Annotated in this window: 12 protein-coding genes; 4 read left to right on the plus strand and 8 right to left on the minus strand. The window is 42.0% G+C overall.

The features are described 5' to 3' along the window. Positions 1-45 precede the first annotated feature (45 nt). From B5Y40_RS00240 to B5Y40_RS00260, 5 genes are all read right to left on the minus strand, one after another. Positions 46-1,305 (minus strand): M16 family metallopeptidase, encoded by a 1,260-nt coding sequence (locus tag B5Y40_RS00240; RefSeq protein ID WP_079684705.1) that lies wholly within the window; start codon positions 1,303-1,305, stop codon positions 46-48. A gap of 6 nt (positions 1,306-1,311) precedes the next feature. Continuing rightward, positions 1,312-2,478: a type IX secretion system outer membrane channel protein PorV gene (porV, locus tag B5Y40_RS00245; RefSeq protein WP_079684706.1), complete on the minus strand. Its 1,167-nt coding sequence runs from the start codon at positions 2,476-2,478 to the stop codon at positions 1,312-1,314. A 30-nt stretch (positions 2,479-2,508) separates the two neighbouring features. Further along, positions 2,509-5,907, minus strand: a complete 3,399-nt coding sequence (porU, locus tag B5Y40_RS00250; protein ID WP_079684707.1) for a type IX secretion system sortase PorU — start codon at positions 5,905-5,907, stop codon at positions 2,509-2,511. A 12-nt stretch (positions 5,908-5,919) separates the two neighbouring features. Further along, the gene (gene pssA, locus B5Y40_RS00255) at positions 5,920-6,594 is read right to left on the minus strand and encodes a CDP-diacylglycerol--serine O-phosphatidyltransferase (protein ID WP_079684708.1); all 675 of its coding nucleotides are present in this window, start codon (positions 6,592-6,594) and stop codon (positions 5,920-5,922) included. 94 nt (positions 6,595-6,688) lie between these two features. After that, positions 6,689-7,333, minus strand: coding sequence for an MBL fold metallo-hydrolase (locus B5Y40_RS00260; protein ID WP_079684709.1), 645 nt, complete (start codon positions 7,331-7,333; stop codon positions 6,689-6,691). Between the two features lie 74 nt (positions 7,334-7,407). On the opposite strand from B5Y40_RS00260, the gene B5Y40_RS00265 reads away from it, so the two are divergent. The 3 genes from B5Y40_RS00265 to B5Y40_RS00275 all read left to right on the plus strand — a co-directional run bounded on the left by B5Y40_RS00265 (position 7,408) and on the right by B5Y40_RS00275 (position 12,735). Then, the gene (locus tag B5Y40_RS00265; RefSeq protein WP_079684710.1) at positions 7,408-8,472 is read left to right on the plus strand and encodes an NAD(P)/FAD-dependent oxidoreductase; all 1,065 of its coding nucleotides are present in this window, start codon (positions 7,408-7,410) and stop codon (positions 8,470-8,472) included. A gap of 2 nt (positions 8,473-8,474) precedes the next feature. Continuing rightward, entirely contained in the window at positions 8,475-11,765 is a 3,291-nt protein-coding gene (locus B5Y40_RS00270; RefSeq protein WP_159453571.1) for a PD40 domain-containing protein, read from the plus strand. A gap of 91 nt (positions 11,766-11,856) precedes the next feature. Beyond that, positions 11,857-12,735 carry a YicC/YloC family endoribonuclease gene (locus B5Y40_RS00275; RefSeq protein WP_079684712.1) on the plus strand — a complete coding sequence of 293 codons (879 nt, stop codon included), beginning with the start codon at positions 11,857-11,859 and terminating at the stop codon, positions 12,733-12,735. A 74-nt stretch (positions 12,736-12,809) separates the two neighbouring features. Here the strand turns inward: B5Y40_RS00275 and lptC are convergent, their stop codons facing one another. From lptC to B5Y40_RS00290, 3 genes are all read right to left on the minus strand, one after another. Continuing rightward, positions 12,810-13,328: an LPS export ABC transporter periplasmic protein LptC gene (gene lptC, locus B5Y40_RS00280; protein ID WP_079684713.1), complete on the minus strand. Its 519-nt coding sequence runs from the start codon at positions 13,326-13,328 to the stop codon at positions 12,810-12,812. Positions 13,329-13,391: 63 nt separating this feature from the next. After that, positions 13,392-14,657: a BamG family beta-barrel-assembly machinery protein gene (locus B5Y40_RS00285; protein ID WP_079684714.1), complete on the minus strand. Its 1,266-nt coding sequence runs from the start codon at positions 14,655-14,657 to the stop codon at positions 13,392-13,394. Further along, positions 14,644-15,360: a type III pantothenate kinase gene (locus B5Y40_RS00290; RefSeq protein WP_079684715.1), complete on the minus strand. Its 717-nt coding sequence runs from the start codon at positions 15,358-15,360 to the stop codon at positions 14,644-14,646. Before B5Y40_RS00290 ends, B5Y40_RS00285 begins: the two co-directional genes overlap by 14 nt. A 103-nt stretch (positions 15,361-15,463) precedes the next feature. Here B5Y40_RS00290 and B5Y40_RS00295 point away from each other — a divergent pair, with 103 nt between their 5' ends. Further along, the gene (locus tag B5Y40_RS00295; protein ID WP_079684716.1) at positions 15,464-16,540 is read left to right on the plus strand and encodes an anhydro-N-acetylmuramic acid kinase; all 1,077 of its coding nucleotides are present in this window, start codon (positions 15,464-15,466) and stop codon (positions 16,538-16,540) included. Positions 16,541-16,585 lie beyond the last annotated feature (45 nt).

Below are 16,585 nucleotides of genomic sequence, written 5' to 3' on the forward strand. Positions count from 1 at the left end.
TCTTTCTGTCCAGAATGGATAGTATAGATAAAGAAGGTTCTAGAATCAGCCGACAGCGACTTCAATAAACTTGTCTTCCGAAAAATATTGAGCGGCTATAGCGATCAATTCTTCACGTTGAATACTGTCGATGCTGTTGATGAGGTTCTGATAGTAATCTTTCTGAACACCGAATAAGTATATATTCTTGATCTTGTCCGCATGTGCGAATGGCGTGGTGATCTCTGCCTGAAGGCTTCCGATAAAATGATTCCGGGCAATCTCCAGTTCCTCTTCATCGATCAACTCGGTGCGAAGACGCTTCAGCTCTTTCCGGATTTCCTCGAAAGTTAAGTCAAGGTTTTCGTTATTCACATCCGCACCAATAACCGTATAGTTGTCTTGTTGTAAAGTATGCAACGATGAATATATACCATACGAAAGACCTTTCTCTTCACGGATGTTTTTCATCAATCGTGAGCCAAAGTATCCACCCAGTATATGATTCAGGAATAAAACTGAAGCATAATCAGCATGAGCCCGTGCTATAGCTTTTGTACCCATACGGATGGATGATTGAACACTGCCCTTCTTACCAATTCGCTCGTGCAAGGTATCTGGAGTTCCAGTTTTAATCTCCTTGTCAGCGACAGCTACAAAAGGAAGAGCAGAGAGTTCATCTATAATATTTTGCCTGCTGATAGTATCAATTTTACCGGAAACAAGAATTGTGAAGTCTTTACCAAACGTGGTATAATGTTCCGCTAATTGATCACGTGTCAATGCCTGTACCTCTTCTGCCTCCAGTTCTTTACCGTACGGATGATTTTCTCCAAACAACTTTTTACGGAACAGCTTCGATGCTTGAAAGCTCGTCTTTTCGTTATTTACCTTCAGGTTTTGAAGATAGATCGTTTTGAGCTGTGCAATTTCCTTTTCGGAAAAAACAGAATCTTCGAGCAACTCACGTACGAGCGAAAGAGTTGGACTCAGGTTTTTAGCAAGAGTATATAATGAAATCGAAACTACATCAAGTCCTGGGCTGATTTCAAAATGAGCACCGTATTGATCGAATAGCTGTGCGATCTCAAAGCTGCTTTTTTTTGAGGTTCCTTTTGATAAAAGTTGTGAAGAAAAATAAGACGCTCCCCACGTACTCTCAAACCAGCGTCCTGCTTTCAGAATCAGCTCAACCCGAATAACAGATTGTGTTCCTCCGGAAACAAAAAACGCTTTTGCTCCATTGGGTAATACTAATTCTTCGGGCTGGATTAATTGAAAATCTATACTCCTTGTAAAGGCAGGGGCTATACTACGGTCAATCATGTAGGATTAATCAGTAACAGATTCAGTTTTCTCTGCCTGCGTTCCATCAATGTTCAGAAGCAAGGTAAAGCGTATAGTTTCAGCAAGAGGATGTTCGCGTTTATTGGTAGGCACCAGATAAGCCACATCAAAACCAAAACGGTTTTTACGGAAGCCTACACCTACAGTCATATACTTACGATTTCCTTTTGTTTTGGCTTCGTTAAAATAACCGAGGCGTGCTGCGAAAAGATCATTATACCAGTACTCAACACCTACCGAAGTCATGATTTCTTTTATCTCTTCTTTGAAACCTCCTGGAGCATCAGAGAAGGAACCAAACATACCGCTGAGTATAGATTTATCTTTGTTTGCATCAGGATCATTTGGATCTGGAGTAGGCACCAATAGTTTGTTGAAGTCTACGGTGAATGTTATTTTGTTGAATGGATCGAGTTCAGTTGTATACGCTGTTCCCAATCTTAGATTCGTTGGTATAAAATCTTTATTGTCTGCATCGGTATAAGAAACCTTTGTACCAATGTTACTGATGGCAGCACCGATTGAAAGCGTGGAGTTTTTAGCGCCTTGCATAGGCTTGGTATAATAAACGCCTATATCTACAGCAGCACCGTTAGCAGATTTTGCGTCCTGAATAAAAGCTCCTGTAAGATTTGAATGTATATATCGCAGTGACCCACCGATACTGAAGTTCTCTGTCAGCATACGGGAATAGGTTATATCGAAAGCAAATTCGCGTGGGTTAAATACACCGATGATCTGGCTTGGATCCGGACCGGTATTGAAAGTGATATCGCCCAGGTCAAAATATTTGATAGATGCAGCAACAGCTTGTTCGCGGTTAATCTTGTAGTAGCCGGAAAAATATCCTACCCACATATCGTTTACGATCTTGCCGAGCCATGGAGTATAGGAGAGAGTTCCTCCATATTTTTTGTCGATGAAAGCAAGTTTCCCTGCGTTCCAGTATGCTGAGTTGGCGTCAGGAGACGTTGCAACACCGGCATCACCGAGCGCAGCATGACGTGCATCAGGAGATATGGCTAAGAAAGGCACTGCGGTTGTAATCGCATTATCCTGTCCTATTAAGTTACCGGGATTAGTAACTTGTGAGAATCCAAATTGAAACGAAGAGGCCACAAAAGTGATGGCGAGTGTTACTCTAAAATTCATTAACGTATTTTTCAAGCGTTGTAAAGATAATTAATTAACAACAATAAGCTTTGTAAGCCGCTCATTTTTGGAGCCGTTCGTTATGGAACGAACCGCAACACGTGCCAAGTATAATCCGGGTTGAAGTTTTTTGCCGAGGTCTGTTAATCCATCAAATTTCATCAGTTCAACTTTATAGGGGCTTTCTGTGATACTAAAGGAGTATGCCAGCAACTGCTGCCCCGTCATCGAATATATGGATAATTGTGCTTCGAGATCATCACCTGAACGATTATGCGTAAAGTATAAAGTGGTTTCAGTTTCAAATGGATTTGGATAATTAGCAAACGTTTCAATTTTAAGGTCTTCACCATCCGTAACCCTGAAATCAATACGGGCTTCAGCCGGATTATTATAAGTGTCCCATGCTTTTAAAGTAATGGAATGCTTACCAGGCGTCAAGTCCTTCATCGGAAAGTTAATCCATCCTTTTGTAAAATCATCTTGATCGGCTATATAATAATCGCTCACAGGGTATATTTCATCATTGTCGAGTACAGCCACGAGGTTGTTGCCGATTCCATATGCCGATACATTAATCCCGCTGGCATCTTGTAGTCTTGCAAGTAAGGTTACATCCGGACTAACAATACCTCCATTGGTGAAAGTCGTATCCCCCATATACAGGTGTATAGCAGGAGGAGTGTTGTCTGCCGCAGGATTTTTTTCGCTACTTCCAATTTTAAAATCTGACGTTGCTCCGGCAGCTTCAAGCGACTGAGATGAATCTGCTGCATATAGACTTAATTTTCCGGGAGCAATTTCGTACGCCATATTTTTCGGTACGATGAATTTGAATTCGAATGTTCCATTTTTTACGGAAGCTTTTCCACGAAACAAAATGTTATACCATTCCTTATAGGAAAATGCCGGAATGTTTTTTCCGATGGTTACAAAGTCGGTTTGCTTGTCAAACAACGTAGCCTCAAGTGTACCATTGAAATCTTCATATAGGCTGCCATCACCATGAACAATCTCTCCTTTAACAACAGCCGTTGACAATGCTTTCAAAGTATCAGAGCCGGTGGCTGTTTTTATATCAGTTATACTTACAGACAGTGGAGGCATGGCAAGTGTCATCGATGGATCTCCCAGCAATGAAAAATTACGATTACCTACACCACTTATACTATTGTTTTTTGTTCTTCGGAAAACTTCTCCCATGGGAATATACCGACCCGATTCTTTTTCAAAGAGCGCCTCATAAAACGCTTTGTTCAATTCGAAGTTCGTAAATGAATATACCGGTCTTGCGGTAGTTACCAATCCTATAGCACCACCGTTGGGATGAAGTACACTTAGCTCTGCGCTGGAGATCTGTGCAGGATCATCTTGTCTTCCAAACTCACAGGTCGCTGTTACTAAAAATGGATACCGGGTATTTTCGAGTTCGTCAATGTTAAAGTTGGTGAATACCTGCTCGTCAGTCCATACGCGTTCATTGCCATGCCCGGTATAATTAATGATTAATGCACCGCGATCGAAGTTGTCAATGATATCTTCGGTTGCCTCCGGTATAGATTCACCATTCGGCTTAACGATTTTGGTATAGGTGCCCAGAAAAATTTTCTTCGCATTTAGACCTGCTTGCGCAGATTCAATCGTGTTGGCTAATGTGTTTGCCTGCGATTGATGCGTGCTGGTATAGAAGTCAGAGTTACTGCCATCATCGGCAACAAATACAATGTTCTTTCGCCATGAACCAAACGTTTTTTTATTGGTGTCGTAGTTGATGATCTTGTCGATAACATTTTTAGCTTCATCTACAGTTTTAACAGGAAGGCGCCCCACGCCAATTTCAAGGCTATGGTTTTCAGGGGATATACCTTCACTCCAACTACCTTCATTGTTTTCAAGAAAACCAAAGTAATCATCGGATGAATAGGTTTCGAGTGGCGTAAGTGAGTTTCTCGATTCGTAGGTTGCTACATAATTGGTGTTGTTCGGTACGCGATCTTTATAGTCGTATGATGATTTTCCAACGAGTAACAACGCCTTAAGTATAGATGGACCTTTGTCGTAAAGATGTTTCATGAAATCGCGGATCGCAGAGATATCCTGTTTGCCCGATGAAAATTCATTATATACTTCTTCGGGAGTAACCACTGCTGTGGTCCATCCGCTGTGCGCTTCGCGATGTGACGCCAAGCGCAATGCTTCCTGTTTAAAATCAGGATGCGCTATAATTACCAGGTTAGATGTTGACAGACCATGTAGATTTTGATTCGCTATACTTCCGATCAAGACCGGTGCCGGTATATTCGTGGTGAAAACAACAAATTCTTTCAACGATTCCGTTGTCGTAGAGAATGAGGCTTTATTTCCTTGAAGAGTATATTGTTGTATGCTTGGCTCGTATGGATTCGTAATGTCCCAAATGAGAGTGTTGCTGTTCGCATTTTCGATTTCAAAGGAGGAGGTCGCATTGTTAAGACTCGCCCGCGAACGGAAGATGGTCTGGTCACCGTAAAGCGCCAGTTTCCGCTCAACATTCAATAAGAAAAAATCAAGGTACCCGGAGCCGCTTCCGGTTTTGGTATAGATGTATTTGATTTCCTGGTTTGTTGTCGATGAAGCTCCAATCGTGGAGGCGTTTGTGGAAATAGTGTCACGCTTGTGAACGCCCTTTATACCATATTGCGAGTCCGTGATAGAAGAGATGGATTGTTGCGCTATAGTAACGTTGTTCCACGAAAGTTGGAAAGATGAACTGGCGGTAGATTGTCCCATAACGTCTGAGACGACAGTGATTGCGGAATTATCAACAATGCCTGCTATAGATGTAGTATAGGCTTGCTGATCAAGGTTAATTCTTTCAAACCATTCTCTCCCTGACTCAAGCTCGTTATACGTATCTACTTCATGGTATATATAGTCATTGAATGATTGTATAGCCGGGAATGTACCCGGTATGGAAGGAACGGCCGTTACCCGTTTACCATTCTCTGAGCCTACCGTGATGAAGTAAAAGTTCTGAGTGCTATATAAGTTGCTTTCGTATTTAAAGACACTTCGCTGTACGTCATATTGAACAAGATCGGGTCCTTCAGCATACCAGATAATGTAGTCGCCAGAATTAAACACGCCATCGTCTTCGCCTTGTACAAAGATTGCGTTTTCGGTTAAGTCAGCAGGACGGGCTGTGCTGTTAGCCTGTGGTAGCATGCCTCCTTCATTGCCAAAGATTTTTATTTTTCGGGGATCGATCGCGGCCGCATCGAATCCCATTTTTTTAAAATCGTTGAAGGATATTTTGTAGACACCATTTTTTTCGATCGCCACTTTGTACCACTTCCCCGTGCTCAATACAGCCGATTGACTTTTTGCTTCTGTTACAAATACAAAAAGTAAAAGGGTGAACAGGTTCCGGATGGTAATACGGTATTGCAAACGAAGAAAAAATTATTTCGAAAATGCTTTGACCCCTAACGAAAGGCCAATGTATAAAAGTATAATAAATGGTATTGCCGTGATCTGGAATAAAGCCAATAGTAATACCGCCAGTAAAAGGAAGGTAAACCTGATTTTGTTATCAGCCCATGTGAAATTTTTGAATTTCAGTGCGAAGATCTCAATGCGCGAAACGAGCAGCAATGAAAATATCAACGTGATCGCTACCAGCACCCAGTCCTGATAAAGCCAGGCTCCCATACTTGCGGGGAGCAACGGCAGCGATGTGATAAAGAGCGTATTGGCAGGTGTATTCAATCCTTTAAAAGAATCTGTTTGTGTTTCATCAATATTAAAAATAGCAAGACGCAGTGCAGAAAACGCTGCAATTGAAAATCCTATATAGGGTAATGCTTCGCTGCTGCTATGTTCCCCAATTAATTTATACATCACCAGTGCAGGCAGAACTCCGAAACTTACAACGTCCGCCAGGGAGTCAAGCTCTTTGCCAATCGGGGATGTTACTTTTAATAGTCGTGCAACAAAGCCATCAAAATAATCGAACAAGCCTGCAGCCCATACAAAATATGCAGCAGGCACTCCACGATTTTCCAATAAGAATACAATGCCTAAACATCCGCAGATAAGGTTGCAACATGTAAGAAAGTTGGGAAGATGACGGATCATAATTCAAACACAGATTTCAAAATACAAAAATCGAGAGAAGGCAATTTCAAATGTAGCAATTTGTTGTTTGGTAATTGTTACCAGCGTTTAAGCTTCAGGTTAATGCGCAAAACGGATTTGTTCTTTTTTCATAACCGATGGTTGTCTCCGGGCCGTGACCGGGATATACTGTAACATCATCGGGTAATGTGAAAAGTTTTTGATGGATGCTGTTGATCAAGGTGTCAAAATTACCACCCGGTAAATCGGTGCGGCCTATGCTGTTATAAAAAAGTACATCTCCACCGATCACTATTTTTTCCTGCGCACTATAGAACGCTACATGTCCTGGAGCGTGACCTGGAACGAACAACACATCCAGCGACTGGTTCCCGAACGTGACAGCTTCACCTTCCTTCAGAAACGCATCCGGTTCCGTATCCTGATAGTTAAAGAAACCATAGTGAGACGCATATACTTTCACGGCCCTAAGTGTAGCCTCGTCTATAGGGTGAATGTATAGTTTGGTTTTATATTTTTCTTTTATGAAAGCATTTCCCAACACGTGATCTACGTGGCAATGTGTGTTGAGCAACTTCACCACCTTCAGTTGATTGGTTTCAATGAAATCCGCAAGATCATATTGTTCCGATGCTTCATAACATCCCGGATCGATCACAACGCATTCTTTGGTTTCATCAAATAACACATACGTATTTTCCTGTAGGGGATTAAAAACAAAAGTCTGGAGCTGAAGCATGCGCCAAAAATAATCGGGAATTTTTCAGAAGGCCAATTATTTTATTTTCATTTTTATGTCTTAGCAGTATTTAAGTGCAGGCAGTAGATTATATTTTAGTTGGTCAGGGCCTTGCAGGTTCGGCATTGGCAATTCAGTTGTTGAATCAGAGACGTAAAATTCTGGTGATCGATCAACCCGATAATAATACTTCATCACGTGTGGCCGCGGGCTTGTTTAATCCGGTTACCGGAAAGAAAATGGTGAAGACGTGGATGGCCGACACGCTTTTTCCATACCTCCATAATTTTTATTCACAAGCAGAGCAGACAACAGGAGAAAAATTTTTCTTTCCGATGCCGCTCTATCGTCCCTTCTTGTCAGTGGAAGAACAAAATGAATGGATGGCCCGAAGCGCAGATCCCTTGTATGCAGGGTACATCCAGGAGATTTTTTCATCGAATGCATTTCGTTATGTGAATGATCCCTTCGGAGGATTACTGCTGAAACAATGTGGCTACCTGAGCACAACGCGCTATATCGGGGCGGTGCGGAAATGGATTGAGAAAGAAGGATATATTTCAACTGAGCACTTTGATGAGCAGCATCTGCGCATTCAGCAAGACCATGTAGTCTATAAAGATTTCCAGGCTGCAAAGATTATTTTTTGCAACGGGGTGCATAACAGTTCCTGGTTTCACTGGCTTCCGATAAATGCGTTGAAGGGCGAGACTATTCTGATTCAATCAGCATTCGAAGAAAATATTATTGTTAACCGCGGCGTTTACATCGTTCCGGGCATGAAGTCTGGTGAATGGCGGATCGGTGCAACGTATAATTTCCAGGATAAAAATCCGGGCATTACACCCGAAGCAAAAACAGAACTTGAAGAAAAATTTAAAGACCTAATGGATATTTCATATCAGTGCGTTAGCCAGGAATGGGGCTTTCGCCCGACTACACCTGACCGCAGACCGATTCTGGGGAGTCACCCGGAGCAGCCGTCTGTAATAATTTTTAATGGACTTGGTACGAAAGGAGTAAGTCTGGCGCCGTATTTTTCGGATGTTTTAATCCGCTGGATGGAAAATGGTACGCCCTTAAACAAACTGGTGGACATTGAACGTTATAAATCAGTATATTGGACTTCCCCTAAATGATTATGATGTTGCGAAGAGTAATATTTGCTGTTCTGTTATTAACAGTAATTACTGCGCGGGTACAAGCTCAGCAGGCGCGTGAGGTATTTGGTAAGAACAGAATTCAATACCGCCAGTTCGACTGGGTATACCTGAGCGGAGAAAATTTCGATGTATATTATTATGATGCGCGTAAAGGTGTAGCACAAGAGGCACTCGAATTTTTAGAGGCCGAGTTCGATCGCATCACCGATATGATCGACTATCCTCCATATTTCAAAACGAAAGTCTTTGTATATAATTCGCTGTCCGATCTGCGCCAAAGTAATATGGGGCTGAACCGTAATACGAATAAAATCGGTGGGGAGACAGAGTTCATCAAACCTTATATTGAAGTAGCTCATCTTGGTACAGCACAGGAATTCAAAGAAGAACTGCTGTATAAAATCTCCGAACTCATGGTAAATGAGATGATGTTTGGCGGTAACCTGAAAGATATTTTTCAAAGCTCTATTCTGATGAGCTTGCCGGAATGGTTTGTAGCAGGAGCGTCACAATATGTTGCGAAAGGATGGACTGCTGAAATGGATGACTATATCCGTCAATTGATGCGTACAAAAAAAGCGAAACGTGCTACCCGGCTTTCCGGTAAAGACGCTTCATTAGTAGGACAGTCGATCTGGAATTTTATTACAGAGAAGTATGGCAAGAGTAGCATGGCCAACATCCTGAACTATACACGTGTAACGCGAAACGAAGAGAAGAGTATACAGATAACGTTGGGGATCAGTTTTAAACAAATGCTAACGGAATGGCAGCGCTACTATTCAGAGATGGAAGCTGTGGTTAGCAAATCGTATGTAGGCCCTGGAGACTCCACTGTTTTTGAATCTCCTAACAATCGCACTACTGAATATACCACGGTTAAAGTAAGTCCGGATGGAAGACATATAGCATACGCAGAGAATGACCGCGGCAGGTATATAATTAAGATTCGCTCTCTTGAAAGCGGAAAAGACAAGACCATTATTTCGGGCGGAAGTAAAGTGATCAACCAACGGGTTGACTACCGGCAGCCGCTTATTGCGTGGTCGGATGCCAACACACTCGGGGTGATTGGTGTGAAGTATGGTGAATATGTATTCTGGCTATACGATCTGAATACGAACAGCAAGCAGCCACGTGCCCTCGAAAAATTCAGCAACATCCGTAGTTTCAGTTTCTCAGGAAATGGTCGTTTGGTAATCTTAAGTGCAGACTTCGAAGGAAAGAGTGATCTGTTCCTGTTAAGTGCACGCAGAGACCGCGTACGCAGATTAACGAATGATCTCTATGATGATCTCGACCCTTCCTTTATACCGAATACAAACCGAATCGTATTCAGTTCTAACCGTACCAACGATACACTTCGTGCCAACGCAAAACCCGCGTTCGAAAAGTTAACGAATAACTATAATCTTTTTGTTTTCGATCTCGACAGCTCAACACTTCTGTTGAAGCGTGTTACCAATACGCTGAGTAAAGATACCGGCCCTATTGCCAGCGATGAAAATGTATTCTATTACCTGAGCGATCAGCGCGGTATAATAAATTTGTTCAGGTTTAATCGCTCGAATGGTATATATACTCAAGTGACGAACTACTCCACCAGTGTTAAGAATTATGACCTCAACGTCTCTACAGGAACGCTGGCGATGGTGATGATGGAGAATCAAAAGCAACGCATTTATGTAACGCGCAGCTTTAATATCAACCAACAGGTATTTACTCCCGCTACGCGAAGAAAAGAATTGCAGCAAGCTCGTGTGATCCGTGAAAAACGCAAGCAGGAAGAAAATAAAAACATGAGCATTAAAGATTTGCTCAATGCAAGGCTGAAAGAATCGCAGACAGCAAATGATACAACAGCTCAGAAGGATTCATTGAATATACCGGTGGATACGGTGACAGCAAAGACGGATTCCATTCCGAAATCGGCCGCGAAAAAACCGGATGTTGTTAACACCGACAATTATGTTTTTGAAGATGACGTTGTAAAGCAAAATCAACCTACAGAATCATTCCTTTCACGCTACAAGAAAGCGCGAGATAAGAGCAGAATTACCGGGCCTTTCCCGTATGAATCGAAATTCAGCGCTGATAACCTGGTTACATCGTTGGTGTGGGATCCGCTGCGGAGTCTCGGGTTGTTGATCGAAACCCAGATGAACGATATGTTGGAGAACTATAGATTCATTGGTGGTTTAATGATTCCGGTCGATCTGCAGGGCGGTGATGTATATGCAGAGTTTCAGTATCTCCCTTCGTTTATTGACTTTGGTATTCGCTTTGACAGAAAGGCAATTCGCTGGCAGACGATTGAGACAAGCGATAACCTGAGAAGCCGTGACTATAAATATACTTTGAATCGCCTGGAGGTTAGTGCAGCGCTCCCTATATCTGATCGGATCCGCTTTACCATAAAACCATTTGGTGCAGCAGCACGCTCTATTGATCTGGGTGAATCAGATTTTCCATCAAGCCCTCCCACAGCGGTGCCCGTAACAAATTACTATGCAGGTGTTAAGTCTGAACTGGTATATGACAACTCTGTAACAACGGGATTGAACTTGATAGAAGGAAGTCGTGGCAAGATCACATTCCAACATCAGCAAGGGTTGAATAATAAAGATCTCAGCTTTACACAACTCTCTGCCGACTTGCGTCACTATCAGCAGATCTATAAAGAAATTGTTCTGGCAGTAAGAGGATATGCGGGAACATTCTTTGGCAACTCCCCCAAGGTATATATGTTGGGTGGTATGGATAACTGGATCGCCAACAAAACACGTTATAGCGGAACCACAAGCAAGGGGCAACCTAATCCATTGGGTGTAGCCACTGCAAACCAGGATATATTATTCATGGAGTACGCTACGAACCTTCGCGGTTTCAATTATGGTACGCTCTTCGGAAACAGTGTTATGATGTTGAATGCTGAACTTCGTGTTCCTCTTATTCGCGCATTGGTAAGCAGCCCAATCACCTCTAACTTTTTCAGGAATATGCAGTTTACTGCGTTCTATGATATAGGAACAAGTTGGTCAGGTAAGCCACCGTTCTCATCTAACAATAGTGTAAGTTATAATGTGATTACACAAGGACCTTTTCAGGCGGAGATCAAAAATTACCTGAATCCTTGGTTATATAGCTATGGTGTAGGGCTCCGCACGATGTTGCTCGGCTACTATATAAAAGCGGATCTTGCATGGCCTGTTGAGAACTATGAAGTGGGGGATCCCAAGCTGCACGTGACACTCGGTTTTGATTTCTGATACACAGACTACAGATATTGTTTGCGTCTGCTATCTTGCAGACATTCAGGGAACGGATTTTTTCCGTTCCTTTATTTTATAATTTCAATCTATGATAAAATCAATGACAGGTTTTGGCCAGTCTGCTTACGATGATGGCCGGCTGCAAATCAATGTCGAAATCAAAAGCCTGAATTCGAAATTTCTGGATTTAAACTTACGGCTCCCGAAAACTTTCGCAGACCGCGAAATAGAAATACGGAATCTGATCAGCGAAAAACTGGAGCGTGGCAAAGTATCGATCGCTATAGAATATCAACGCTATGGTGATGCTTCTATGAAGCAATCGTATAACGAAACCTTGTTCATGTCGTATTACCAGGAGTTGAAGAAACTTGCTGACAGAGTGATCGCTCCTCATGATAATCTTTTCCAATTAGCATTGAACTCACCGGATGTTATACAAAGCAATATCAAGGAAGAATCGAATGATGACGAGTGGGAGAAAATAAAATCTGCGTTATTAGACGCCATCCAGAAATGCGAGCAATTCAGAAAGGCTGAAGGAAGTGTACTTGAGAAAATGCTGAAGGAGTGTGGCCAGGTAATCGCACAGGAATTAAAGAAAGTTGAAGAACTCGATCCAAAACGTGTGCAGCGAATTCGCGATCGGTTAAAAGGAAATATAGTTTCTTTCTTTGGTGAAGAAGGCTTTGATACGAATCGTCTTGAACAGGAAATAATTTTTTATATCGAGAAGCTGGATATAAATGAAGAGAAGGTTCGTCTTAAATCTCACCTCGATTATTTTACACAGATCATCTCCGAGAAACAATCAAATGGTAAAAAGCTTGGGTTCATCTCCCAGGAGATCGGACGTGAGATAAACACGATAGGTTCAAAAGCTAACGATGCTGATATTCAAAAGCACGTTGTGATTATGAAAGAAGAACTTGAAAAGATCAAAGAGCAATTAAACAACGTCTTGTAATTGATTGTTGTGGCATATAAAAAGCCCATCGTATACGGTGGGCTTTTTATTTGATATATAGTATAATACAAAGCTTACTCGTTTACCTCCAGCTCACCTTCCGGATCCGTAATTACATAATCTGAAAGATCCTGTTTAGCTGTCAGCCCCTGGCCATAGATCACATCACCCTGCTGACGAATGGTAACAAATTTCTCTGTGAATATCCTTTGGTCTGCAGGCTTCCAGAAAAGTTCTTCAGTATTTAGTTGTTCGTTCTTGGCTATATTTTTTACTTCTACTTTTTCGCGTCCGCGCCATTGATCCTGATCTTTAAAATAGTACGCGTTATTAGCAGTTAACGTGGATTCAAGTTTTCCGAACTCATCGAAAAACTCCAGATATATACCTTTCGGGAATTCACGGTCGCCATTTTGAAATTCATATACCAGGTCTGCCAGCATCTTTACTTTTACACGGTCGTTTTCTGTATAGAACATCTCCATGTTCTCCACTTCGCGCAACGGGCCTTTGTACTCAAGAGGCTCTTTGATCTCTTGTTTGCCGCAGGCAAAAGCAATGAAAGGAAGTAATAGCAGTAAATATCGTTTCATAATGAAATTGAAAAGGCCACAGCATTCACTATGGCCTTTTAAGTTATCAGTTCATGTCAGCGATCAATCAAATTTACGCTTGATAAACCACTGATCGTTAAAGGTTATTCCAAAGTATACTTTAAAGTAGTTCTCCTCTAAAATGTTCTCGTCCTTGTTTCCGCGCTTACCCACTTTAAAAGCCATATTCAAATTGGAACGACCGGCCGGCAATGAAAGCCCAAAATTAATGCCATAGTCTTTCACAGTATTCGTATTCGCTAAAAAAGGGTATTGCTCCATGCTTACACCGAGTCTATACGTTAAGCGTTTCAAGTAACTGCCAAGCGCCACCGGGTCTGGGGTTATTTCTCCGCCTAATGCAGCTCGCCAAGATTCCTGTAAACCGTTGTCGTCATTGTTTACACTGCTGAAGTTAGACCAGTTCTGATAAGAGAGTTCAGTAGATACAGACCATTTCAATCCGCGGCTCAACGATACACCAACAGTAAGAGCAGCAGGAATTTTTATTTGTCCATATACATTGTTCAGTTCGTTGGAATCAATTGTGTCGCCAGCAACCGTTGTACGGTAAAATTTATCATTTCTCTTGGCGTCAAGATTTGTTTTTAAATTATAGACAGCACCTGCGCTGAAGCGATAATTTTTTCCCCACAATGAATCGCGGCTGAATGAAAATCCAAGACCAAAACTAAAATCAGACACTGATGTTTTTTCTTCTACAGCAACGATATAGGGAACCTGATCAGTTTTAAGTAACTCATTGGAGTATACATTTTCGATTGGCCCAAATAAATAAGTAGCTTTTAAGCCAACGCTGATCTCTCTTGATAAGCGCACACCATTTGACCAATATAGTTGTGTTAATCCACCAGACCCGGATTCACGAAATTCTGCCGTGGTGTTGTCTCCATCAGGCAAAGTCTTTGTTTGGATATACTCATAATCAACATTGGTATAGGGCATCAATCCCAATGAAGTAGTCCACTTCGTTACCTTGATTGGAAATGCAGTCACCAAGTATGCCATATTGCCACCCGTATTTTTTTCGCTGCTGCTACTGCTTCGAAGCGTTCTTCGTTCTCCTACCATACCGGCTTCAAATACAGTAAGCGTATTGAACACCAGCAAAGCTGGATTTTGATTATTGAGATACCAGAATTGTGGTTGACTGACACCCGTGCCAGCCATGCCTTGATTGTGCGTCAATGCATTCCCGTAAGGTTCGCCTATCCCGAACGTTGTGAAAGGTGAGCGTGCCTGGCCCCGAACTTCTGCTGATGCAATGACAACAAGACACAGTAATAAAAACTTTTTAACGACTGACATTATATAATAAAATGCTGTTTAACCCGCTGAGAACCAGTTCAGGGCTCGCAAATATGGACGCTTTAAGTTTGTTTTCAAAAAAACCTGTATCTCCTCCGCACAAAATCACCTTTAAACCGTCAAATTTCTCTGAATACTTGCGAATTACCCCATCTATTTCTTCTATCAAACCATGAATCACTCCGCTCTGCATACACGTTTCGGTACTGTTCCCTATCAATAAGGGATTCTCTGTTACAGAAACTAACGGCAAGCGCGCAGTGAACGTATGCATTGCCTGAAAACGCATTGTTAATCCTGGAGAAATACCACCACCATGGTAGCGTCCTTTGTTGTCCAGGAAATCATACGTAATGCACGTGCCGGCATCAATCACCAGGCAGTTCGTTGCCTGAAAAAAATCTTGCGCTCCACAGACTCCTGCAATTCTGTCAACACCCAATGTCTGTGGTGTAGCGTATAAATTCTTTACAGGTAAAGGCAATGTGTGATGAAGAATAAATTTATTCTTCGCGGTAGTCCATGACGCGATTGTCTGAGCCTCCGTGTTCACTGAACTTACGATGCAATGATCGGCCGAAAAGTTTTGAAGGAAATCTTTCAATTGATTTTCTTCACGGAAGACATGTTTATCAACCAGCGCACGCTGATTAAAAATCCCTACCTTGGCTGACGAGTTACCGTAATCGACAATTATATTCATGGATCGTTTTTGTTATCCGTTAATCGTTGTCGGTTAAAGTCACTCGCATGCGCGTACACACAGTTAACAATTAATCCGTAAACAGATAACGGCTCTCAAAAATATGGATTCAAAGAACAACTATAAAGTTATAGGCTTGATGTCAGGCACATCACTCGATGGACTTGATATAGCGTATTGTAAATTCAATAAAACCGACAAGGGGTGGAAATATGATATTGAAAAAGCTGTAACCATAAAATATCCTGCTTCCTGGATTGATAAACTGTCGTCTGCACAAAATCTTTCTGGTGAAGAATTGATTTCGCTGGATATAGCGTATGGTAAATTTTTAGGGAAGGCTTGTGCTGATTTTATCGCGAAACATAAGTTGAAGTGTGATTTCATCGCCTCGCATGGGCATACTATATTTCATCAGCCCGCGCGTGGTTTCACCTTTCAGATTGGAAATGGACAGGCGCTGCATGCTGCGTGTGGTGTTCCCGTGGTATATGATTTCAGAAGCCTGGATGTGTTGCTGGGTGGCGAGGGTGCTCCGTTGGTTCCAGCAGGAGATAAATTTCTCTTTAATGAGTATGATGTATGTCTGAACCTTGGAGGTATAGCAAACCTGTCGATGGATGTAAAAGGAAAGCGCATTGCTTACGATGTATGCTTTATGAATATGGGACTGAATTACCTGGCATCGAAGGCAGGGAAAAAATATGATGCGCAAGGTGCCATGGCAGGTGAGGGGGAAGTAGATACTGCATTGTGGAAAGCACTGGCAAAGGTATATACCGGTCTTCGGAAAAAACGACCATCGCTTGGTCGGGAGATTTTTGAAAAGCAGATTAAGCCTTTGCTGGACAATGAAAAGATTTCGTTGAATGACAGGTTGCGCACCTTGACAGAATCAGCAGCTGCCGAAATTGCCAGCGTTGTGCTATCAACTAATGAAAATGCAAAAATATTTTGCACAGGAGGAGGAGCTTTTAACTCTTTCTTTATTTTGAGATTACTGGAATTATGTGGCGATCATGCAACGCTTATTATACCCGAAGATGATATTATCAAATTCAAAGAAGCTTTGGTGTTTGCGTTTCTGGGTATACTTCGTGTACGCAATGAAGTTAACTGTTTAAGCAGTGTTACACATGCGTCCAGAAATAGTTCTTCGGGTTTAGTGGTTGGTTTTTAATTTTATTATTCTTGCAGCCCCGATCATTATATATATAATTTTTGC

Source organism: Ohtaekwangia koreensis, assembly GCF_900167975.1.
GTDB lineage: Bacteria > Bacteroidota > Bacteroidia > Cytophagales > Cyclobacteriaceae > Ohtaekwangia > Ohtaekwangia koreensis.